The following is a 23458-nucleotide window of genomic DNA, read 5'->3' on the forward strand; positions in this document are numbered from 1 at the left end:
AAGTCCATGACTTTGCCTGTTTCGGCTATGGCGAGGAAAGCCGGTCCGATCTATCATTTCCCGTTTAAATCTGGAGGACTCTCATATGGAAAAAACAGCTGTTATCGAAAAGGCCACGACTGCGCATATCGACAAATTTGGAAAAACTCCCGACTCCAAAGCATGGGCCCCGGGCCGTATCGAAGTGGTCGGAAACCACACCGACTACAACGAAGGGACCGTCCTTTCCGCAGCTATTGACCGCGGACACGCATTCTGCATTTCCAAATCAGACAAACCCGGCATTCGTCTGCTGGCCGTTGACGTCGATCAAGTGGCTGAATTTGACACCTCCGACATGGAAAAAGTTTCCGGTGCAGGCTGGGCCAACTACGTGAAAGGTGTGTTCTTCTACATTCAGGAAATCACCGGCGAGCCCATCGACGCCATCGACTGCACCTTCTTCGGCTCCATCCCGATGGGCGCAGGACTTTCCAGCTCCGCCGCGCTCGAAGTGGCCTCCGCCACTGCCGTCCTGAACCTGATCGGCAAAACGCTCGACCTTAAAGAAGTCGCCAAGCTCTGCCAGAAGGCGGAACAAAAATTTGCCGGCACCAACTGCGGACTGCTGGACCAGTTTTCCAGTATTTTCGGCCGTCACCACGGCCTGATTCATTCCGATTTCCGAAGTCTGGAAGTTTCCGGCGTCGATCTGCCGGATGATATTGAGTTTCTGGTAGTCAACCCGAAGGTTCAGCACAGCCTGGCCGACTCGCCCTATAACGAACGCCGCGAACGCTGCGAACAGGCCGCGGAAGAGCTGGCAAAACGAATCGACCACCCCGTCAGCGCTCTGCGCGATGTTTCATGGGAGGAGTTTGAGCAGTTCAAAGGGCAGATTGATCCCGGTGCAGCCAAACGCGCCGCCCACGTTGTTGGAGAAATCACCCGCGTAGAACAGGGCGTTGAGCAATTAAAATCCGGCGATCTCACCGCATTCGGGGCCGCACTGTTCGAATCGCACCAGAGCTCGATCGAAAACTTTGAAAATTCCTGCCCTGAACTGGATGTGGTTGTCGGCGCAGCCCGCGAAGCCGGCGCGCTCGGCGCACGTCTTTCCGGCGGCGGATTCGGCGGCGCGGCCATCGTGATGGTGCGCGAAGCCGATGCAAAAGCAACCGGAGAGACAATCAGCGCGCTGTGCGCAGAAAAAGGAATCACCCCCGAAATTTTAACCGTGATTCCGTCTGCCGGCGCTGAAGTTATTCAGTGAACGATACCGGCCGAACCAGCGGGGAGTAGTTCGGCCGAACTGTAGGGATTGCGGGCATCGCCGGAATGGCTGCCGGCGGTGTATTTGTGTCGGCAATTGCTGCGACATTCATTTCAACCATCGGTTCCTGCACAATAGCAGGCCCCACCGCATCGCGAGGCATCGGATCGCGAACCAGGTGAAGTCCGAGGAAAATGATAAACAGAGCCGCGATTCCATAACGCGGCTGGGCAAACATCCATGCCATGCTCTTATCCGGGAACAGGAGCAGAGAGGGCCGCGCATGAGCGGCACGAACCGCCTGCATGGTGTTCTGTATGTTGCGTTCCACGCGCTCTTCAACCGGGCGTTCAAACGCTTTCAGTGCCAGCAGGCCGGCTATATCCAGTTTTTCTTTTTTCTCTTTATTCATGACTCGAACTCCGCCAGTTCCGCCTGCAACCTCTTGCGGGCGTAGAACAGTCGTGAGCGGGCCGTTCCCTCTGAGCAACCCATAACTTCGGCAATCTCAGAGTGGGGCATCCCCTGCACATCGTGCATGATCACAACCGCTCTGTGTTTATCCGACAGAGTCATTAAGGCTTCGTTCATTTTTTTCTGGAATTCGCCCAAATTCATTTTTCGGAGCACCGATCCCTTGCTGGAAAACTCCTTATAGGACTCCGCCTGCTTGATATCGGGATCGAAATCCTCAAACTGCACCGTTCGGCGGCGATTGCGCCGCTTGCGGAAATTAATGGCGCGATTAACAGCAATGCGATAGATCCAGGTGTAGAATCCGGACTGCTCCCGGAAGTGACCCAGCGCTTTCCAGGCCTTTACAAACACCTCCTGGGTTACATCTTCCGCATCTTCACGGCTGCTGACCATACCGTACACCAGCCCGTATATCTTACTGTAATACCGGCGGACCAGTTCTTCGTAGGCAGAAGTATCTTCAAGGCGGGCGCGGCGGATGAGATCAAGATCGGTCATCTCCGGCCGTTTTTCTGGTACAGGCTTATCCGTCATAAATTCCAAGGGTTGGAACGTTTAACACAAATTTTTCCAAAGGTTGAAAAAATGTTCTAGCAGAGTTTCTGACCCTTGGAAAAAGAAAAGCGATTCGGAAATTCACGCAGCCAAACCGACCCAGATGAGGCAATGCAATTTTAACCAAGGCCTCTTTGTTCATTGTGAAGCCCTGCCAACGATTCGTATCGGCCGGGCCCACCGTATTTTGACTTGACCCACTCTAAATTTAATTCTACATTGGAGAATCTAATGTTACACATAAAGTAATAAAGGTGATGCGATGATCAAAACATTGTGTTTCATAATGTTTTTAAAAAATTCTGCTGTCTTCCCTGTTTTTCAGCAGTGGAACAGTAACGGCTGGATCTCGGAGATCGGAAACGGGGCCAGTTCCAGCATCGAAATCACCGTCCAGCCGGATAACACGCCTTATCTTTATGTCGATCTGTACCGGAACAGTGTGGATGACGGCGCTGCCATGATTTGTACGTCACTGGAAACGTCTGAGATTGAAGCCGGAACGGCTGCAGGAGAGGTCACGCCGTTCTGGTTTCAATTCGATTACCGCGTCGAAGGCGGGGATGGTAACGCCAATGTCTTTGTCGGCCTGTTTAATGAAGATGGAGACAACGATCAGTCTCCGGCGCTGAACTGGGCGGGATGCATCTTGAGCGGATCAAGCGCGATTGGGCGGGTATACAATGACAGCGGATTCAGCTCTGCCGCCACAATGACCGGAGCGTCTTCAGGGTCTCTGCATCGTTTTAAGATGTATGTGTACAACGAAAATGGGAAAACACTGGCTAACCTCGACCTGTACACTGTCGACAAAGTGACTTTTGAGGAAACGAAGATCGGATCAGTTGACGGCTTTGTGCTGCTCGATAGCGGCGAAACCTTTGAGCAGGGGCTGGATGTAATCGGCGTTCGCAACACCTGCTTTATGGCCGGCCCGCACGCGCAATATTCGATCGATAATATTTATTTCTCCACCGAACACTCCAACCGGGAAGCGCCTTCACCCTCTTTTGCAGACCTTTCAGTGAACGGTGTGCTCGGCAGCGGCTCGGCTGATTTTGACCCATGGAACACCAACCGCTGGGCCAACTGGTATTCGGACGGAAAACTAATCCGGCCATTTACCATTGACTGCGATGTCACGATGGCATCCGGATATGATTATTCCAACCCCTGGGCACCGGACGTATCCATGCTCGCCACCAATTATGATTATCTGATTTATATGGGCGACTGCTCCCGGGGCATTACCTTTAATGGAAATGGAACGTTTATTGACCTGCGAATTGCCAAGCCGTCACTCGGAGAGCTTTACAGCAACTACAGAGCCTATCCTTCCGCTGACCGCCATGCGCTCACCGAAGGAATTCTCTGCAAGGTGGCCCGCAAATCGTTAATCGGCCCAACCGAAATTAAGAACATCTGGATTAAAGGCTGCACCCACGGAATCCGCACATGGAGCTCTACCAGCCAGTCGCACCCGCTGATTCTGAATAACTGCGATATGCGACGCAACCAATGGGGAATTTATCTGAACGGTACCGCGACAACCGTAACAAACTGCAGTATTATGCAAAGCGCACTGGGAGGGATGTACTTAGGTAATGGGTCTCATGACAACACCATCGTTGACAACGTCTGGCAGGATAACAACTACCAGCAGGATGCCCACTTCAGTGATATCTGCATTGACTCGACCTACGGAAATATTCTGAGCGGGAATGATCACTGGGCTCCTCTGGCAGGAACCTACCATACCGCTGCCAAACTATTTCGAAATAAGGGGGATGGCACCCTGCGAGAAAACGGAGCCTGCTTCAACGTCATCGCAAACAATACAGTCGATGGCTACTCGGTTGCATATGAAGTCGGGGCACGCATGGGCATGGATGTCCGCTATGATTTAACAGATGAAGGCCGCGAGTACGCCCAGTATAACCTGCTTGAGAATAATGAAATCTCGAATACTGAATTCGGAATCAAAGTAAACACCTCCGGCAACATCATTAACGGAAACATCTTTTCAAACGTCACACACGAAATCCTGCTGCACAACGTGTTTTACAGCCTGATCGAGACGACCATCATGAACCAGACGAACACACAGGTTTCTTATTGGTTTAAAAACTCCGACTACACCGCAAACAGCACGTATGCCGAATGGTTTACCTATCTGGATGACCGCAACATAGACATTGATGTCAGCAATCGCTTTACACATATCTGCTCGGACGGCTCTGCCGACTTCGATACGTACAGCGGCGACGCCACTCTGCTGATCAACGACAGCCTCATCGTCAACACCTCAACCATGAATGATGTGTACGCATCCGGCGGAACCCCGATCGATGCGGCCGTCGGCGACTTCTGGGAAGATCTCCCCGGCGATGAAATCGCTGTAATCTGGGACACGCCGGTTTCCAAAGTGGACGGAACCAACTACTACACCATCCTCATTTACGACAGCAACGGCATCGAGGTAAACCGGTCCGGAAAAAGCACCGTGCGCTGGGGAGCCATCGCGGCCGGAGACTTCACTCCCGGCCCTGGCGATGAGATTGCCGCCGTGCACTCATCAGATGTTGATGGAATGTATCCGATCTATATTTTCCAGCGAGGGCACAAAGACCCAGCAGTAACCCTGCTCACCAACAATACCGAAAAAATATGGGAACTGGCCGGAGGAAACTTTAACACTGCCGGGGATGGCTACGATGAAGTGGCAGCCATCTACAGCGGAGGTGCCACATCCGTGTTCTACCGCAAGCCAACGGACACCACGTGGAGCAGCACGACCACAGAGACAGCTGATCTGCGGGATATTGCCGCCGGAAACTTTGATGGCGATGCCGGTAACGGCGACGAAATTGCCGGCATCAATACCTACTCATCACTGGTCCGCTTCTACCGCCCCGGCACAACCAACTATTATGCCAGTGGCTATATTGGAGGCACCCGGCGATGGAGCGCCATCGCCGGAGGTGATTTCGACGGCGATTCCGGCGCCGATGAAGTGGCCGTTTCTTCATCGCTCGAAGATAGCGGCCTGTATAAAATCTATTGCCTGAGCCAGGGGGCCACACAGGCCGATCAGGTGATCGACCAAAACGTGCTTGGAGTCTCAGCAATAGCGCTCGATGGCGGAACATTTCCCGTAGACTCCGCTTTGAGAAAATATGAGCGGGTCCAGGGATTCAGCAGTTCAAACTATGAATCCACCATGTCCGACTGGGGAGAAAGCGTTGTTGTGCTTCCCTCCGCGCCCCAGACCCATGCCATCCCGGCGTTCCTGCTGAACACAGATCCGGATGACAACAGCAAGCAATACCTGAAGGTCACACCCATTGTTCGATGAGATAATTCTCATATCAGCCCACATGAAATTTTGATATTTAATAAACCAAACCAATGATCGAAAGGACCCTTCATGCATCCTAAACAGTTTCTTCGGCTGAGCATACTGAGCCTATTTGCAACGAGCCTGATTATGCCCCTATCAGCAACCTTGTATATGTACGAACCGTTTTCGGACTCTGCGGAGTCGCTCACAAAACTTCCCGGCTGGAAACCGCGCTCGAAAGGCTCGAACATTCCCGCCCGCATTGCTCCCGGGAAGTCGCTGAAGAAAGAGGGTCTTCCTGAATCTCAAGGCGGATACCTTCTGCTTGGGAATCAGGAAAGCAACCAAAAGGCATACGATCTGATGCGCCGGATTGAAGGAGATGTATACTACTCCTTCCTCATGGAAATCGATGAAGCCGACCTTCCGGAAAAATCGAGTCTCATCATCAGCCTGTATGGCAAAAAAACGAACTCCCGTTTCATCATTGCACCCTCACCGGGCGGCTACAAAGCAGGGATCGGGCATAGCTCTAAATCGGTCTACGCTTCGGATTTATTACTTCCAGGCCAAACCGTACTGGTCGTAGTAAAACTCGACTTTGATCCAAAACTTCAAAATCACAGACTTTCACTATATCTCAATCCGGATCCGAGCGGCGATGAGCCCGCGCTCTCCAGCATTTCGCAGGAAGGCGGAACCGAGCCATATATTGAGCTGATCATTTTCCGTCAGATCGACCAGTCAGGCACCACAAAAATTGATGAACTCCGCGTCGCCAGCACCTGGGCAGGGGCCGTAGGGCGCGAAGCGCTCGCCGGCATCCCAACCGGCATTTACACCTCCGAAAACATGGCAGATCGCCGCCTCGCATACAACAACCCGGACGTTACGCCCTATCTGGGCGTCGGCCTGTGGTCCATCCCCTTCCCCATGGACTACGACAACGACGGCGACTACGATCTGGTGATCGGCTGCGGCGACAAACCATACCGCGGAACCTATCTGTTTAAAAACAACGGCAGCGGCGTCATGGAAAAAGCCGTTCAGCTCAGCAGCGATGCCCACGCCAACATGGCTCACTCCGAAACTCCAAACGGCACCTTCATTACCCGCCCGGATAAACAAAAATGCAAGGTCTGGACCGACTTCACCCGCGCCACCTCTTCGCCCTACAAAACCATTCCCTTCGAACAGGATTTTTACTCCGGCCGCCAAAGCACCTGGCGCTTTGCCGACTATGACGGCGACGGCGACACCGACCTCTACTTCGGCGCCGACGACTGGCGCGAATACGGATGGGATGACTCCTTCAACGAAGAAGGAGAATGGACCGCCGGCCGACTGCACGGTTTTGTTTACTGGTCCGAAAACACCGGAACAGACGAAGCGCCGAAATACAGTGCATCCCAAAAAATTGAACCGATCGATACCTACGGCTATCCGCAACCCTGTCTGGTCGACTGGGACGGCGACGGCGATCTCGACTTTATCTGCGGCGAATTTCTCGACAAAATCACCTTCTTCGAAAACATCGGCACCCGCACAGAACCGCGCTATGCGGAAGGTCGGTTCCTGACCGTCAACGGAGAAACCCTGCACCTCGAACTCGAAATGCTGCTTCTCAGCTCCGTGGACTGGGACCACGACGGCGACCCGGATCTGATTGTCGGGAAAGAAGACGGCCGTGTGGTTTACATCGAAAACATCGGCGGCGGCAACATTGCCGAGCCGGTCTATTTCCGCCAGCAGGCAGACCGTGTCAAAAGCGGCGCGCTGGTGACGCCGGACTGCATCGACTGGGATCAGGATGGCGATCTGGATATCGTCACCGGCAACACCGCCGGCTTTGTTGAGTTCATTGAAAACCTTGGCGGGCTGGCCCCGGACACCAAATGGGCCGAACCCGTGCGCCTCAAAGCGGATGGAAAAACCATCCGCGTCATGGCCGGCGAAAACGGTTCCATCCAGGGACCCGCCGAAGCCAAATGGGGCTACACCGTCGTCGGAACCGCCGACTGGAATCAGGACGGCCTCCCCGACCTGATGCTCAACAGCATCATCGGAAAAATCATCTGGTACAAAAATATCGGCACGCCCGGCAATCCGGTGCTGACCGGCCCGCTGGACGTCGACGTGAAATGGCCGGAGGGAGAAACCCCGCCGAAGCCCGCATGGAACTGGTGGAATCCGGAAGACAGCGAGCTGGCCGTAGAGTGGCGCACCCGGCCCGACCTGGTGGATATTGATGAAGACGGGCGGATCGATCTCGTCACGCTGGACCACGAAGGATATCTCGCTTGGTATCAGCGCCGTGCGGACGGCATGGTGAATCCCGGCAAGCGCATTTTTAAGATGGCTCCCGGCGAAGACTGCGTGCTGGACAACAATGCCGCACCCATGAAGTTCGACGTCAATAAAGACGGCATCAACGACCTGACACAAAAAACCGCCGACGGAGAAACGCTTTACATGGCGCGGACTCACACCTACAGCGGATCTCGCCGAAATTATGTAAAATCGCCAACCCGCTCCTTTGAGGAAGAAACATTCCCCGCTGGAGACAACACCGGACAGCTCCTGCGTGCAAACGGCGGATGGGCTGGACGCTCCGGGCGCTGCAAATATCGCCTGACTGACTGGGACGGCGACGGCGATCTCGACCTGCTCGTGAATTCCAAAAGCATCGATTTTCTGGAAAACATCGGCAGCAACACCGACTTCATCTTTGTGTCCCGCGGAAAAATCGTCGGCGATGTTCTTGCCGGCCACACCACCTGCCCGGCGGTCATCGACCTGACCGGCGAAGGCATTCCCGACCTGCTTATCGGAGCAGAAGACGGATATTTCTACCACTATCCACGCACCAGCTACGAAGACATGCTGGGCACAAAAGAATGATCGTCAGGCTATGAAAAAACGAGCATCCCTGCTTCTGCTCTTAACGGGAGCCCTGTCGTTCGCCGATCCGCTGACCCCGGCCGTTCCGGCCGGGTCCGGTTTCACGCTGATGTGTCAAATCCGGGCGGATCGGTTTCCGGTTAGCTCAACAACCAAGGGGCCGGACTTTTTTGAGCTGCAGCACAACGGCCGCGCCTGGTTTTCAGCTCAGGCGCGCTGGAACAATCCGAAAGAAGCCCAAAAAGAATCCCCTGCCCGAAGCCGAATCGGATTCTGGTTCCGTCCGGCGGACGACAAGCCCGGCGAGCTGTATCGAAGCGAGCTGATCGGCACCAACGAATGGGTGCACCTTGCCATCACATATAACCCGCAGGATTCCCGTGCACCATTGCGCCTTCTCCTAAACGGAACCCTCGTTTATTCATATGCAAACACAATCAACACACCGGAACTTAACGAACTGATCCGCAATCCGAAACTGACCGACGTCACCATTCGCCCGCAGGCTCTCCAGTCCGAACACATCCGGCAGCTTGCTCATCAGGGCTCCGATTCCGAATATCGGACTATGCGACGCTTCGAGCAGCCCGGAGACCAGAAGGCCCTGCTCCAACTCGAAAATTCGGAACGTCAAAAACAGTATGGACTGCGCTATGCGGAAGGTGAATCCGACATCATCTACGGAGAACTCGGCACCGTTCCGATCCTGCTGGACATCAACAACGACGGCCTGCTCGATCTGTTCGCCGCCGGAACCGGCGGACTGAGTGTTTATGAACGAACCGGCCCCGAAACGTTTTCCCCGGCGCAACGATATGAACCATCCTACACCGGCCGCAACCGGGCGGATACCCACGCCGCCTCCATCCGCGGAAATCTGCCCGGCGTATTCGATAACGACCGCTGGTATCCGCACTTCCTGGAAACCGGCTACGCCGCATCGGCCCCGATCGCCGGACTCGATGTAGACAAAAATGCATCCATCTTTTTTGCCGACTGGAACGGAGATGGTTTCGAAGACCTCGTTTCGATTGAAAAAGGAAAGTGCATCTGGTTCACCAACACCAGTCAAAGCCGCCGCCCGATTCTTGCCGACAAAAAAACAGCAAAAAACACCGGCGGCTCTACCCTGAAAATCAGCACGCGTGCCATTCCCTTTGACTGGGACAACGACGGAGACTGGGATCTGGTTTACATCCAGAACCGCGACGAACTCTGGGTATATGAAAACGAAGCCGCACCAAACACCTTCCCGGTTTATGCGGAAACACCCGTTCGACTGGTTACCGAAAGCGGACAGCCCTTCACCTACTTCTCCCAAAACGCGAGACTGGCGGCGGCAGACTGGGACAATGACGAAGACATCGACCTGATCCTGAGCGGCCAAAGCGGCGATTTCCAATGGTTGGAAAACCTCAACCGGAAAACGCCGAACCAGCTGCCGGCCTGGTCGGTTCATCAACGCTTCCAAAAAACCGGCGGCGTCCTCACCTTCGGCGCACTGGCCACACCGTCCACCGGCGACCTCGACGGCGATGGACTCGACGACATCGTTTGCGGCAATTCGGACGGCTTTCTGTGCTGGTTTAAAAACCGGAGCCTCTCGCCCACCGCACCTCTCGAATGGGCGGCCGCAAAACCGATCATCAGCGGAGGAAAACCCTATCGCTTTATGGCCGGCGAAAAACTTTCTGCACAGGGTGCCGGAGAACGGAAATACGGGTACACAGTCCCAACGCTTGCCGACTGGGATCAGGACGGACTGATCGACATTCTGCTTAACACCATTGCCGGAAAAGCCATGTGGCTGCGCAACATTGGAGAGAAAAACGCGCCGGCATTCAGCGCCGCACAGCCGATTTGTGTGCAATGGCCGGACAGTCCGGATGCACCGCCATGGAACACCTGGCAGCCCGGTCCAAAAGACCTGCCGGTACAGTGGCGCACCAGCCTGGATGCCATCGACTGGAACCGGGACGGGCTGCTCGACCTGATTATTGTCGACCATGAAGGCTATCTGGCATGGCTGCAGCGCCAAAAAATTGATGACCAGCTGATTCTGCTGCCCCCGGAACGAATCTTTGAAAACACCGATACCCATTTTGTTTACGACTACGCACACTACCGCGAATTCAAGGATGAAAACCAGGACGGCATCAACGACTTCCGGCTGCGCGACCCGCAAGGCGCGCTTACCTACCACTTCCGTGATACCTCCGCAAAGCTGGGCCGCGACTCCCGCCATCGCCGCTATAAATTCACGCTGACTGAGAACACAGCCGATCTGGACAATCCCGACCGGCGCGACCTGACTCCACTTCCTTCCGTAACGCTTGATTCATACACGCCTCTTTCTTCGGAAGAAAACCGGCTGCTGCGCCTGAATGCAGGATGGGCCGGACAAAGCGGCCGCTGTAAATTCGATCTTACGGACTGGGACGGCGACGGCGATCTCGACCTGCTGGTCAATTATTATCCGCACGGCGCAGCCCTCATGGAAAATATTCAGCAGACCGGCAACCGCGCAGTCTTTTCGGACCGCGGTCCGATCCTTGATCTTGTCTGCGGGGCACACAGCCCGTGCCCCGTTGCAACCGACTTTAACAAAGACGGCATTCCCGACCTGCTGATGGGAACCGAAGACGGGCTCCTCATCTATCAGCCGCGCAGCTCTTTCGAAGACCTTCCCGGCCGCGCCCCCACCTGGCCGTGACGATTATTCCAAACCCTGGAAAGCGGAGTGCTTCTTTTTTCTAATATCTGGAAAATCAAAATTCAAGAACTGACCCGACCTCCGATTGACTGGTTCGACTTTCTTTTTATTGCGGCCCAAGCCAAAACGAATCCTATTCCCATTAAAGATGGTTGTTGAAGGTTCTGGAACACTGACAACTGCGATGTTGTCGAATGTGTGCCCATAGCCAAACTCGACTCTTGTGAGGTTGCTCCACTCGCTCCCGAAGTTGAAGGGTTCGAAGTCGTCTTCTCCTCCCATACCATCGAAAAAGCCATCAACAGTGAATACTTGAGTTAATGTTTTGCCGGAAGTGGTATAGCCTTTAAATGTGGACGATCGTGGTTCTCTAAAATTTTCCCCATATTCCCCCAAGATCAATACCTAAGATGTTAAATGGAGTTCCATTTTTTGCAGTAAGAACTGCCGGGTACGCTATTTGTGTGCTCAGGTCTGGCGGAATTGATTCCTGCATCTTTTATTCTTTAACATTTATGTTAATAAAAAAACATACATGCATGAAGCAGATAAAGTCAACTCAGAGCATGATAGAGGCAGAAATTAAGCTTTGGGAGCATTATACAGAGCTTCTAACCCGAGAGGATGTTGCAAATGGCTCTGAATTCAATGATTTATCAGGGGTTTCCGAGGCCTGAAAGCCCTGTGTCCATCTGAAAAAATTTCGGACCAGCAAATTCCAAGGGTTGGAAAAACCGAGCTGGTCTTGTCCCAACGGGCTCTGATCAGGGAACAACAATGGCCGGTTTATAAAAAACAAACGTTTCGGGCGGGTTGTTATCAACCCAGATATTGGTTCCCGACACACTGCGTGTCAGGTTTGAAGCCACCCGAACCCATCCGTTCACTCCAACAGTCAGATTTGTGGAGCGGTAGACATCAAAGGGGGCTCCGTTTCCGGATCCGGCCATCCAGCGGAGTTCCAGTCCGTTCATTTCTGCTCGGAATAGCGACTCTCTTCTATCCGGATCTGTGCCGGCATAGTATTCCTCCCACATTAATAAACCGTCACCATCTGCATCCGTCAGTTCTGCTGCATCGTAATCGGAGAAAATGCCGTACAGATTCATCCAGCCGACCGGAACGCCTTGCGCTGTTTTGAGAGAAGACAAAGCCGCCAGACGGACTCCATATGCAGTACTGCTGTAGCTCTCTGCCTTCGTATTGCCTGAATTTTCGGCAGCTCCCGGTTTTGCTGACCAGCCAAAGTAGGCATCGCGAACAAGCCGTTCTCCCCAACTTCCGCTTTCCGTAAATTCAGCCAGGTTTCCACCCATGTCGCAGGTGCCGTTCTGTTCGCGCATTCCTTCGCCAACATTCCAAAGTCCCTGACCGCCTTCGGTTGTCTTCAGATGATTCTCCCCGGTCCCTTTTTCGCCGTCGGCCTGCGTATTCAAGCCGTTGGCATAACCGGAATAGGTTCCGTTCGACAACGAGCAATAGGCCGCTTTATACCATTCATCTACGGTTGGAATCACATACACCGTTCCAAACTGGTTCATGGCCGCTTCGTGATCCATGATGCCGGTAACTTCACCATTGCTGATCGCATAAGCGCCGATTTCAAAATTTCCGGTCGTCAGCCAGTTGCAATACATTGCTATTTCGTTCCAGGTAATGGCTGCGACCGGTGCGGCATCTCCATTGGAGGTCCCGGCACCAAGCGCTCCACCGCTAACTGTCTGAACTGTATTCCACTGACCTTCGGTCAGTTCGCACTGCCCGATTTCATAGACATAACCAACCGCACCGAGACCATTGTCATCCGCGGCATTTCCGGCAGCTCCAATTTCTACAAAACCGAAAGAAACCGATGTGCCGCCGTGCTCGACAGTTCTTGTTCTGGATGCAGAGCCGATGATGTTGGTCTCTGCCGCCTCTGAGAATTCCGTAAGCTCCACCAGACGGAATCCATAAGCACTGCTCGTATATGAGATTGTTTTATTGATATTCCGAGCCACTTTTGACGGCTGAGTTGACCAGCCGTAATATGCATCCCGAACAATGCGGGTTTCAGAACTGCCCCCGACTGTTTCGGTAAACTCTGCAAGATTTCCGCCCATATCATAGGTGCCGTTTTGTTCCACCATGCCCTGCCCGATCGGCCACAGCGCACCATCGTCGTAATGATTGTTATCTCCGGCGACCGACTGTGCATCGAGTCCATTGGCATAGGTTGAATAGCGGTTGTCTGCACCCGAATAATACGCCGCCTTGTACCACTCATGCTCTGACGCAATGGCGTACACCGTACCGTGTTCTGCGATGGCGGCGGCCCGATCGGTTTCGACAAAGCTGCCCTCGGCATCAAACTCATAAACGCCGTCATAAAAATCGCCGGAGGTCAGCCAGTTGCAGAACTTGGCAACATTCTCCCAACTGGTCTCAATCAGGGGCATCGTTCCCCGATCCTGTCCTCCGCTCAGCACTCCGCCCGAGATGGCCTGAACGACATTGAACTGTCCGTATGTAAGCTCGTATTTTCCAATCTTATAATCATACGCCACTGATCCAAACCCGGTGGTATCCAGATAGTTTCCTGAAAACCCAATTGGAACAAAATCAAGCGCAACGGACGTACCATTATGTTCAATGACCGTCACCGGCAGGGATTCAAAAAAATCTCCAGCCTGAAACGGTGCGGCCGGAATCCCGGTATTATTCACCAGATTGGGAACAGCCAATTTATGCCAGGCAAAGCGAACCGCAACAGGATTCGGAACCTGCTCAGCGGTCAAAACCACGCTGTTATTGCTGATTACAGCACCTGCGGAATAGAAAACCCGGTCGTTACCGGCAATTTCAAACCAGTCCGGAGACTCTCCATCGCGGGTGGACAGGCCTTCCGAAAACCTGAATGTAACCACCAGGCTTGCGCCGTCTTTTTCCAAGGTTTGGAAAACCGGACCGGAATAGTCGACATCCATTCCGTAGATTTGCGCTTCCGCAAGCAACGCAAGGCGCGTTCCGGGGACCAGCTTGTTACGCGGATGTATATCCGTCAGGTTGGCAACATCGCTGACGACAATCTGAGCGGTGTTTGAAACCGTATGAGCAACCTCGTCCTGCGCCTGCCACAGCGCGGGGAGCAACGAGGCATCTTCACCCGCACACTCATAAGGAGCAATCTGAACCATATAAAAAGGAAAGTCATGCCCCCAAAGGGAACGCCATCCGCCAATCAGGGCGCGCAGACGATCGGCATATGTATGGCCTTCGCGGCGATTCGCTTCTCCCTGATACCAAAGAGCTCCGCGGATTCCGAACGGAACATTCGCATGGAGCATCCCGTTGTACAGCGCCGTTGGAATCTGACGATCAGAAGCTGCATCACCGGAAAAAGCCGGCATATCCAAGCTGGTTTCATAAAGGTCCGCCAGCTCGGGGACCTGCGCATAGCCGCTGGGAGGAATCCAGCCTTCAATGCGGGAGCCTCCGTACGCACTCAGCAGCAACCCGACCGGGACATTGAGATCCTGATGAATTTTTTGTCCAAAATAGTAAGCAATTCCTGAAAAGTCGCCCACTGTTGACGGGCTGCAAACCTCCCAGGCACTATCGATATCGGCCCCCGGTTCGCGTAATGGAAGCCGCGGAGTATCATACAGGCGAATAAGCGGGAAATCCGCCGTTGCAACATCCTCACTGGTATCCGTATCTTCGAGAAGCCATTCCATATTGGACTGGCCTGAACAAAGCCAAACCTCACCCACGAGCACATCGTCTATCTGAACCTGCTCCTCACCGGAAGAAATCGTCAGTTGCCGGGAAACCGTCGATGCAACCATCGGGTCCAGATCCACCCGCCACGCTCCATCCTCATCCACCGTAACGATCTTCACCTGGCCGGCAAACGCAACAGAAACCTCCGCGCCGGGATCCGCCGTTCCCCAAACCGGAACCGCCTGCTCCCGCTGAAAAATCATGTGATCCGAAAAAACCGACGGAAGAAATATTTCCGGAAATGCAGGGCCCGAGGCCAGTCCGCACAAGAGAATCAACAACATCTTATATAATCGGGCATGCTGCATTCATTCACCTTTTTTCGGCATGTGCGACCACAGTCTCATCTGGCCCTGATCAACATTAATTATTGAGCATTCGCGGGATGCTCTCTGGGCAGGCGGGCTTCAACGCTATTAAAATACTCAAACAGAGTCTGCTGAAGCTGTTTTGTTTTTTGAGGCATCGATGCGCTTACATCTTTCTGCTCACTGGGGTCATCCGTCAGGTTGTAGAGTTCACACCGCCGATCTTCATAGAAATAGAGCAGCTTATAATCTCCGTCACGAATGGATGACTGAGGCTTTGTCTGGCTGACATATCCGTCGTTAAGACCGATTTCTTCGGGACAGTTTTCATATTTGCCCCGCCAGTGATAATACGGAAAATGCCAGTACAAGGGGCGTTTTTTAAGAACAGGCATAGGATCTCCTTTAAGGATAGAGACTATACTCATGCCGTCGAGTTTATCCGGATTCACAGGGGTTGTGCCGGCAACTTCGCAATATGTAGGCATGAAGTCCGTATAAATGATCGGCACATGACATACGGCTCCCGGCCGGGCAACCCCGGGCCAACGGATCATCGTGGGTTCTCTCACTCCACCTTCGTAAAGATTCCATTTGCTTCCTCGCAAAGGGGCATTAAATGCCCAAACCGGCATTCCTCCGTTATCTGAAGTGAGGACAACCAGCGTATTGTCCGTAAGCCCGTATTCGTCAATCGCAGCCAGCAGCCAGCCGACATAATGATCCATGGTTTCAACAAATGCGGCATATAGAATACGTTCATTGCTGTAGTTCCGACCAAGAGCTTTTGCCTTCTCTGTATATTTGTCGACCAACCATTTACATTGGGTTCCCAACGGGGAGTGAACATAATAGTGGCTGACAAAAAGAAAAAACGGGTCTGAACCGTCTTTGTTCTGGTTCAGGAACTGTATAGCCTGCTGAGTCAGCTCATCTTCTGCAAACACGCCTTTTTCAAAGGGTTTGAATTTCATTCTATCTGCTTTTTTCTGACCCCACGGATGAGAACCGAACGTATCTACAGCCCAGTCGAACCCCTGCTGTTTGGGGCCATGCGTAAGATTCCATCCGTTATAATGCAGATGATGTCCGGCAACGTGCCACTTCCCGGTCATTCCGGTTTTATAACCGGCAGATTTCAGAGCCTCTGCAATGGTCTCTTCTTCCAGAGGCAGGTTGATGGTGAAAGGAGGCGGCACCAGTTTGAAATCCGCCCATTGTTTATCCCATTCTTCATTCCAGTCAAAGCTGAGGTCTTCATCGCGCGTAACAAATTCAAAATGAAGCCTTGCCGGAGTCTTTCCAGTCAGAAAAGCAGCTCTCGACGGAGAACAGATCGGTGAGGCTGAATACGCATCAGTAAATCTCACACCCTGTTCGGCAAAGCGATCAATGTTCGGCGTCTCGCAAAAATCATTTCCATAGCAACCTACGTCTGCAAACCCCAGATCATCGATAAGTATGTGAATGATATTGGGACGTTTCGTTGGTTTTTCTTCAGCAAAGGAAACCCCCTGCAAAGCTAACGTCACTCCGACGACTGCTCCAATAAAATATGTGACTCGATATTTTGTTTGCATGGGATCGCTTCCCGATTTCGCAAGTCCTTACGCTTATGGCTTTACAATCTTCACAATTCTAAAACCGTAAGCGCTGTTGACATAATTTTCGGCTTTATCACTGGCGGCGGACGAGGACGGCTCAGTTCCCCAGCCAAAATAGGCGTCGCGCGTTATACGCTCCCCGTTCTCCGCCAGAGTCTCGGTGAACTCGGCCAGATTCCCACCCATATCATAGGTGCCGTTCTGCTCGCGCAAGCCTTCGCCCGCAGACCAAAGGGCGCCTTTCTTCAGATAGTTTTCCCCAATTCCTTTGGTGCATTCGGCCTGCGCGTTCGAACCATTGGCATACGCAGAATAGGTTCCCTCGGACACCGAATAATAGGCGGCTTTATACCACTCGTCTTCTGTGGGAATTGCATAGGCCGTACCAAACTTTTCCGCAGCCTCCTGATGGTCCATTACGCCGGAAACCGTTCCTCCGGATATGGTGTAGACTCCGCGGTTCAAGTCGCCGGTCGTGAGCCAGTTGCAATACTTCGCCACTTCCGTCCAGCTGATTAATGCAACCGGAAATAATTCCCCGTTTTCGGTTCCGCCCGGGAGGACTCCGTCGGTAGCCGCACAGGCTTCATTCCACTGACCTTCTGTCAGCTCATACACGCCGATTTCATAATCATAGGCAACCGAACCCAGCCCGTTGGCGTCCGGCGAATTCCCGGCCCCGGTGATCAGAACAAAAGTGAGCGGTACCGAAGCTTCGTTTCTTTCATTCTCTGCCGCTGGCATTATTTTAGAAAATTCACCGGCCCGGAACGGCGCGGCAGGAATCCCGGTTTCATTGGTCAGGTTGGGAACAGCAAGTTTATGCCAGGCAAAGCGAACAGCCACCGGCTCCGGAACCTTTGATGAGCTCAGAATGACCCATTCACCGCGAATCACCGCATCGGCCGGCCGGAACACCCGGTCTTCCCCGGCAATTTCAAACCAGTCCGGCGCTTTGCCGTCACGGGTGGTCAGCCCGTCCGCAAAAGAGAACTGCACTTTTAATTCGCCGTCTGCTTTTTCCAATGTTTGGGAAACCGGCCCGGAATAAACGACATCCATTCCGTAGGTTTTCGCCTCGGCGAGAAGAGCCAAACGGGTTCCCGGAACTTTTTTATTACGCGGGTGAATATTTTTCAGATTGGCGCAATCGCTAATAACAACCCAGCCGGTATTCGAAACCGTTTGAACAGCCTCCTGCTGGGCGTCCCACAGGGCCGGCAGCAGATGGGCATTTTCTCCGGCACATTCAAACGGTGCAATCTGAACCATATAGAACGGGAAATCATATCCCCACAAAGAGCGCCACCCTTTGATCAACGCCCGCAACCGATCGGCATATACATTTCCTTCCCGCCGGTTGGCTTCGCCCTGATACCACAGCGCGCCCCGAATTCCGAACGAAACATGCGCATGAAGCATTCCGTTGTATAAAGCGGATGGAATCTGACGGTCATTTTTATCATCACCGGAAAAAACCGGCATCTTCAGACTGGTTTGATACAAATCCGCCAGCGCCGGAACCTGCGCATATCCGCAGGGTGGAATCCAGCCTTCAATACGGGACCCGCCATATGCGCTCAGCAGCAGACCGACCGGCACATCCAGATCCTGATGGATTTTACGTCCAAAATAATAAGCGACCCCTGAAAACGTTTTTACGCTGGATGGACTGCATACTTCCCAGTGTCCAACAATATCGTCTCCCGGCTCACGTAAGGGAAGCCGCGGCGTATCATACAACCGGATCTGCGGATAGTCGGCAGTTGCGACATCTTCTGCGGTGTCTGACTTGCCCAAAAAAAACTCCATATTGGATTGTCCGGAGCAGAGCCAGACCTCCCCGACGAGAACGTCGGAAAACGAGACATCAGAGTCGGAGCCTGAAACATCCAGTTTCCGAGGTTTGGAAGAAGCCGGCATGGGGTCGAGCATGATTTTCCAATGGTTGGAAGAATCCACGACTGTCGTTTTGGTTTGCCCGGCAAACTCGACCGTAATTTTTTCTCCCGGGGTTCCACTGCCCCAGACCGGAACCGGCAGGTTCCGCTGGAAAATCATGTGGTCCGAAAATACGGAAGGAAGCGATACGCCGAACGATGCCTGACACATCGCAGCGACCGAACATAGAACAATGAAACCAACGCGTTGTTTACTGAACATGGGTTTTCCTCAGGCTTTACGAAAACGGCTCAGAATGAGTCCGCTCAAAAGAATGGTAAGCGTTCCGAACACCGGAATCAGGAAGGAGTGGAAGTGCGACTGCAGTCCTTCCAGCGCCGGAGATTTCAGCATGGGCGAGAGCGTCATCCAGGCAATGACCAAAAGTCCCAGAATGGCGGCCGTCACGGAGATCGGATTGTTTGCCTTGCGACTGATGACTCCCAGCAGGAAGAGACCGAGCATACCGCCGCCGAAAATTCCGGAGAGCACCCACCAGGCATCCAATGCGCTGCTGATGTTGATCAACAGAAACGCCACGCCGGTTCCGAGCAGTCCCCAGACGATGGTTGCGCCATATAGTACGCGCATGGTCTGGCGCTCCGAGGCGTCGGGCCGGATAAAACGTTTATACCAGTCGCTCATCATTAAGGTGGCGGATGAGTTCAGGCTGGTGGAGAGCGTACTCATGGCCGCGGCAAAGATGGCCGCGATCAGCAGGCCGGTAATTCCGGGTGGCAGATATTTGCCGATAAAGTGCGGGAACACTTTGTCCCCGATTTCTTTATCGGTCAGCGTGGTTGCGATTTCAGACACGCGCACGCCGAATTCGGCGGTTCCACTGGCAATGCCTTCCTGAATAACCCGCTGGGTTGCCACGAGCTGGCGTACTTCAACCAGATCGCCCGGCTGGGCGTGGTAGAACGCAAAGAGCTGGGTTCCGATGAAAAAGAAGATCAGCGAAACCGGCAGATACAGCAGGCCGCCGATCAGCACGGTTTTGCGCGCATCTTTTTCAGACCCGGAGGCGATGTAGCGCTGGACAAAGCTCTGGTCGATTCCGAAGTTCTGCAGGTTGATGAAAATGCCGTAGATGAGCACGACCCAGAAGGTCGGCTCGACCAGTGACGGGCCGAAACTTCCCAGGCTGAATTTGTCGGCGTCCATCGCCACCCGGAAGATTTCACCGGGGCCTTCCGGCATTTTAAACAGCATGAGAACCGAGCAAAGCAGCGCGCCGCCCATCAGCACGATGGCCTGCAGGGCATCGGACCAGATGACGGCCATCACTCCGCCGACAAAGCTGTACACGGTGACGGAAATGCCGACGACAAGAATCACAATCCGAATGTCCCAACCGAGCAGGACGCTCATTGGAAGCGCCATCAGATAAAGCACCGCGCCCATGCGGGCGAGCTGGGTGAGCAGGTAGCAACTGCTGGCATAGACACGGGCCCAGGAGCCAAACCGTTTTTCAAGATGCGCATAGGCCGAGACTTCTCCGCTGCTGCGGTAGTACGGCATGAACCACCGGATGGCAACAAAGGTTGCAATCGGAAGTGATAGGCTGAACACAAATGCATTCCAGTTGGTTGCATAAGCTTTGCCCGGCAACCCCAGGAAACTGACGCTGCTTAGATAAGTGGCAAAAATGGAGAGCCCGCAGGCCCATCCCGGCAAGGATCGTTTGGCTGCCGTATAGGCTTCGGTCGAACTGCTTTTTCGCATGAAGAAAAAGCCAATCGACATGGTGCCTACGAAATAGGCAAATAAAACGATCCAGTCTACTCCGGTAAAAAAGTTCATTGCTACAACTCTCCTGCTAACTTAATTCAGTGCGGTATCGATCTTGCCCTTGAGGTCACCAAGCAGGCTGGCGACCTGCTCCCGCTCTTTGCTGCGGAAGCTCTGGAACGGTTCGGCAACGACGTCGCTGCAAATGCCTTCCAGAGACAGTGCACACTTCAGCCCTTTGATCAGCGACGAAGGATGACTCCCTACCGTATACAATGAATGCGCAACCGCCAGCACTTCTTTCTGCAGGCGGGAAATGCGCTCCATGTCTTTGTTTTCAGCCGCCTTGTACAGCTCCACATATAATCTGGGAAACAGGTTGGCGCCGCCGTTCACGCCGCCATCTCCGCCCAGCAGAACGGTTTCCGCGAGCATTTCTTCCGGGCCGACCAGCAGTCCGAAGTCATCGCGCTCTCCGATGAGCGCGCGGACCTGATGGAAATAAAGCATGGAGCAGGAGCTGTCTTTCAGCCCGACAATTCCCGGCATATCCATGGCGGCCTTGAGCACATCCATGCTGAAGTTCACTTTAGTCAGCCCCGGCATGTTGTACAGATAGAGCGGCAATGGAATCTGTGATGTGATGTGGGCGACATACTCAATCAGTTCCGGGGAATCCGGAACAAAATAGTATGGAGCAGAAAGAACGGCGGCATGGCATCCGCAGTCCGCAGCAACCTGTGCCAAATGGACAGATTCTGTAAATGAAGTATCGGTGACACAGGCCAGAACCGGCACCCGGCCGTTGACCAGTTTACAGGTTCGTTCCAGCAGCTCACGGCGCAATGCATAACTGAGTCCCGGTCCCTCGCCCGTCGTTCCCAGCAGGAACAATCCGCTGACTCCACCCTTAATAATGTGCTCCACCAGGCGCTCCAGACCTTCTACGTCCAGTTCGTCCTGACTCTTGAGCGGGGTCACCATCGGCGGCACAATCCCTTTTATTTTCTGATATCCGTTAATCACTTCTGATCCTTGTGTTCATTCTATCGATACAACTGTTTTGTGGCGCAGGGCAGGTCTATTTATTGACCTTCACAACCCGAAACCCATAAGCACTGCTGGCATAAGCTGTACTATCTTTTCCCGTACGCACTTCAATGGACGATGTGGTTCCGAATCGGTATGCAGCATCCCGCGTGGCCCGTTTGGAGGAATAATCCGAGCCTCCATCAAATGCGCTTTCGGTCCACTCCGCCAGATTGCCGCCCATGTCGTAGGTGCCGTTTTGCTCAAACACACCACTGCCCACAGCCCATACATTTTCTGAACGCGTCCGATTCTCTGCAACCCGAGGTGGAGCCGTCTCTGCTCCATTTGCAAATTTGGAATAAGTAAACCCATTGTAGTACGCCGCCTTCACCCACTCGTCTTCCGAGGGAAGCACGTAAATGGGATCATATTTCTTCAGGGCGAGTTCCCGGTCAATGGCCATCAAGGTTCCGAATTCATCAAAATGATACGCACCTTCGAGCGCATCACCGGAAGTCAGCCAGTTGCAGAACATGGCGGCTCCCACCCAGGTGATTCCGGCAGCAGGCTCATTGTCTTTCCAAACCGGGGCCTTGGGACAATTCATGATAGACTCTTTCTTTGCGACCTGCTCCCACTGATCTGCAGTCACTTCATGAATCGCAATCTGGTATTCATAAGGAACCGCCCCAAAACCGGACTCATGCGCCGGGTTGTTTGGGTTTCCGATGGTAACAAACTCCATTTCGATGTTCACACCGCCATGAGCAATACGCTCTCCCTGCGCCAGACAACAAAACCCTGCAATTAACCCCATACTGACAAACTGAATCTTCACACCGCACTCCTTTATTTATTAAATAAACAACTATTATTCAATAGTGACATAATACCCTATAAAGACAACTGAATTTTCAGATAATTTGTTCAATAATGTGACGTCGCAAACCTGATGGAACCCTCAAAACTTATTTGTTGTATAAGAATAGATGATCTATTAGAGTCACAAATCATAGTTAAACAGGAGAATCCACCATAAAAACACCAAAGATATTGCCATCCTTTCAGAAGGGCCTGGATATTCTGGAATATATTGCCGGCAGCCAGGATGGCTTGCGCTTAACGGATATCGCGCAACACATGGATCTGCCCGCCTCTAATATTACCCTCTATCTAAACACGCTGATTCACCGCAACTGGATCATCCGTGAGCCGCACAAGAAAAAGTTTTTGATCAACCCGAAAGCCGTAGAGCTGTTTCATAATGCACAGGATAACCTGGTTCACAAGCTGCTGCCCTGTGCCGACAAGTCGATGCAGGCACTGCACAAAAAATATAATGAAAACATTCTGCTGGTGATGCAGAAGGGAAATTCATTTTCAATCGTCAAACACATTGCCTCAACCCACGTCATGCGCGTGCTGATTCAGGACGAGCCCGATTACTGCATGCATGTCACCGCAGCCGGGCGCGCCATTCTGGCTTTTCTGCCTGAACCAACGATCGAGCGCTACATTAAGACGGCGTCTTATGTGAAGCTGACCGACAAAACCACCAGTGACGAAAAAACACTGCGCGAAACCCTGAAAAAAACCAAAGAAAAGGGCTATGCATTTAACCCCGGAGAGTTTGAATCCGAGGTTATGGCAACCGCGGCCCCGATCATTATCAACGACCGACCGGTCGCCGCACTGGTGGTTCAGTTCCCGACCATCCGCCATAGCGCAGAAGAAGCCGAATCCGCCGCAGTCGACATCATGAAACAGGCCCGCAACATTGAGGCCGATCTGATCAAAGCTCTGTAAGCGTCACCACACCGTTCCCAATTAATCACCAAT

The 23458-nt window shown here is 53.1% G+C and carries 13 protein-coding genes; 5 read left to right on the plus strand and 8 right to left on the minus strand.

Annotation, left to right across the window (positions count from 1 at the left end; translation table 11 throughout):
- Positions 1 to 85: 85 nt before the first annotated feature.
- Positions 86 to 1252 carry a galactokinase gene (gene galK, locus GT409_RS05430; protein WP_160627688.1) on the plus strand — a complete coding sequence of 389 codons (1167 nt, stop codon included), beginning with the start codon at positions 86 to 88 and terminating at the stop codon, positions 1250 to 1252.
- Here galK and GT409_RS05435 read toward each other — a convergent pair.
- Positions 1242 to 1664 (minus strand): hypothetical protein, encoded by a 423-nt coding sequence (locus GT409_RS05435; protein ID WP_160627690.1) that lies wholly within the window; start codon positions 1662 to 1664, stop codon positions 1242 to 1244. The genes galK and GT409_RS05435 overlap by 11 nt on opposite strands.
- The gene (locus GT409_RS05440; protein ID WP_160627692.1) at positions 1661 to 2227 is read right to left on the minus strand and encodes an RNA polymerase sigma factor; all 567 of its coding nucleotides are present in this window, start codon (positions 2225 to 2227) and stop codon (positions 1661 to 1663) included. The genes GT409_RS05435 and GT409_RS05440 overlap by 4 nt, the downstream gene beginning before the upstream one ends.
- 343 nt (positions 2228 to 2570) lie before the next feature.
- On the opposite strand from GT409_RS05440, the gene GT409_RS05445 reads away from it, so the two are divergent.
- The 3 genes from GT409_RS05445 to GT409_RS05455 all read left to right on the plus strand — a co-directional run bounded on the left by GT409_RS05445 (position 2571) and on the right by GT409_RS05455 (position 11238).
- Positions 2571 to 5639 (plus strand): right-handed parallel beta-helix repeat-containing protein, encoded by a 3069-nt coding sequence (locus tag GT409_RS05445; RefSeq protein WP_160627694.1) that lies wholly within the window; start codon positions 2571 to 2573, stop codon positions 5637 to 5639.
- 132 nt (positions 5640 to 5771) lie between these two features.
- Positions 5772 to 8525 carry an FG-GAP repeat domain-containing protein gene (locus GT409_RS05450; protein WP_160627696.1) on the plus strand — a complete coding sequence of 918 codons (2754 nt, stop codon included), beginning with the start codon at positions 5772 to 5774 and terminating at the stop codon, positions 8523 to 8525.
- 10 nt (positions 8526 to 8535) lie between these two features.
- Positions 8536 to 11238 (plus strand): FG-GAP repeat domain-containing protein, encoded by a 2703-nt coding sequence (locus GT409_RS05455; protein WP_160627698.1) that lies wholly within the window; start codon positions 8536 to 8538, stop codon positions 11236 to 11238.
- 764 nt (positions 11239 to 12002) lie between these two features.
- Here the strand turns inward: GT409_RS05455 and GT409_RS05460 are convergent.
- From GT409_RS05460 to GT409_RS05485, 6 genes are all read right to left on the minus strand, one after another.
- A complete protein-coding gene (locus tag GT409_RS05460; protein ID WP_160627700.1) occupies positions 12003 to 15203 on the minus strand; it encodes an SUMF1/EgtB/PvdO family nonheme iron enzyme in 3201 nt (1066 codons plus the stop codon).
- A gap of 164 nt (positions 15204 to 15367) precedes the next feature.
- Positions 15368 to 16888: a sulfatase gene (locus GT409_RS05465; RefSeq protein WP_160627702.1), complete on the minus strand. Its 1521-nt coding sequence runs from the start codon at positions 16886 to 16888 to the stop codon at positions 15368 to 15370.
- A gap of 33 nt (positions 16889 to 16921) precedes the next feature.
- Positions 16922 to 19075 (minus strand): sialate O-acetylesterase, encoded by a 2154-nt coding sequence (locus tag GT409_RS05470; RefSeq protein WP_160627704.1) that lies wholly within the window; start codon positions 19073 to 19075, stop codon positions 16922 to 16924.
- A gap of 9 nt (positions 19076 to 19084) precedes the next feature.
- On the minus strand, positions 19085 to 20659 hold the full coding sequence (locus tag GT409_RS05475) for a sodium:solute symporter (RefSeq protein ID WP_160627707.1): 1575 nt from the start codon (positions 20657 to 20659) through the stop codon (positions 19085 to 19087).
- Positions 20660 to 20680: 21 nt separating this feature from the next.
- Positions 20681 to 21613 carry a dihydrodipicolinate synthase family protein gene (locus GT409_RS05480; RefSeq protein ID WP_233231618.1) on the minus strand — a complete coding sequence of 311 codons (933 nt, stop codon included), beginning with the start codon at positions 21611 to 21613 and terminating at the stop codon, positions 20681 to 20683.
- 55 nt (positions 21614 to 21668) lie between these two features.
- The gene (locus GT409_RS05485; protein WP_160627709.1) at positions 21669 to 22457 is read right to left on the minus strand and encodes a formylglycine-generating enzyme family protein; all 789 of its coding nucleotides are present in this window, start codon (positions 22455 to 22457) and stop codon (positions 21669 to 21671) included.
- A 215-nt stretch (positions 22458 to 22672) separates the two neighbouring features.
- Here GT409_RS05485 and GT409_RS05490 point away from each other — a divergent pair, with 215 nt between their 5' ends.
- On the plus strand, positions 22673 to 23425 hold the full coding sequence (locus GT409_RS05490) for an IclR family transcriptional regulator (RefSeq protein WP_160627713.1): 753 nt from the start codon (positions 22673 to 22675) through the stop codon (positions 23423 to 23425).
- Positions 23426 to 23458 lie beyond the last annotated feature (33 nt).

The sequence above is a fragment of the Tichowtungia aerotolerans genome (assembly GCF_009905215.1).
Taxonomy (GTDB): domain Bacteria; phylum Verrucomicrobiota; class Kiritimatiellia; order Kiritimatiellales; family Tichowtungiaceae; genus Tichowtungia; species Tichowtungia aerotolerans.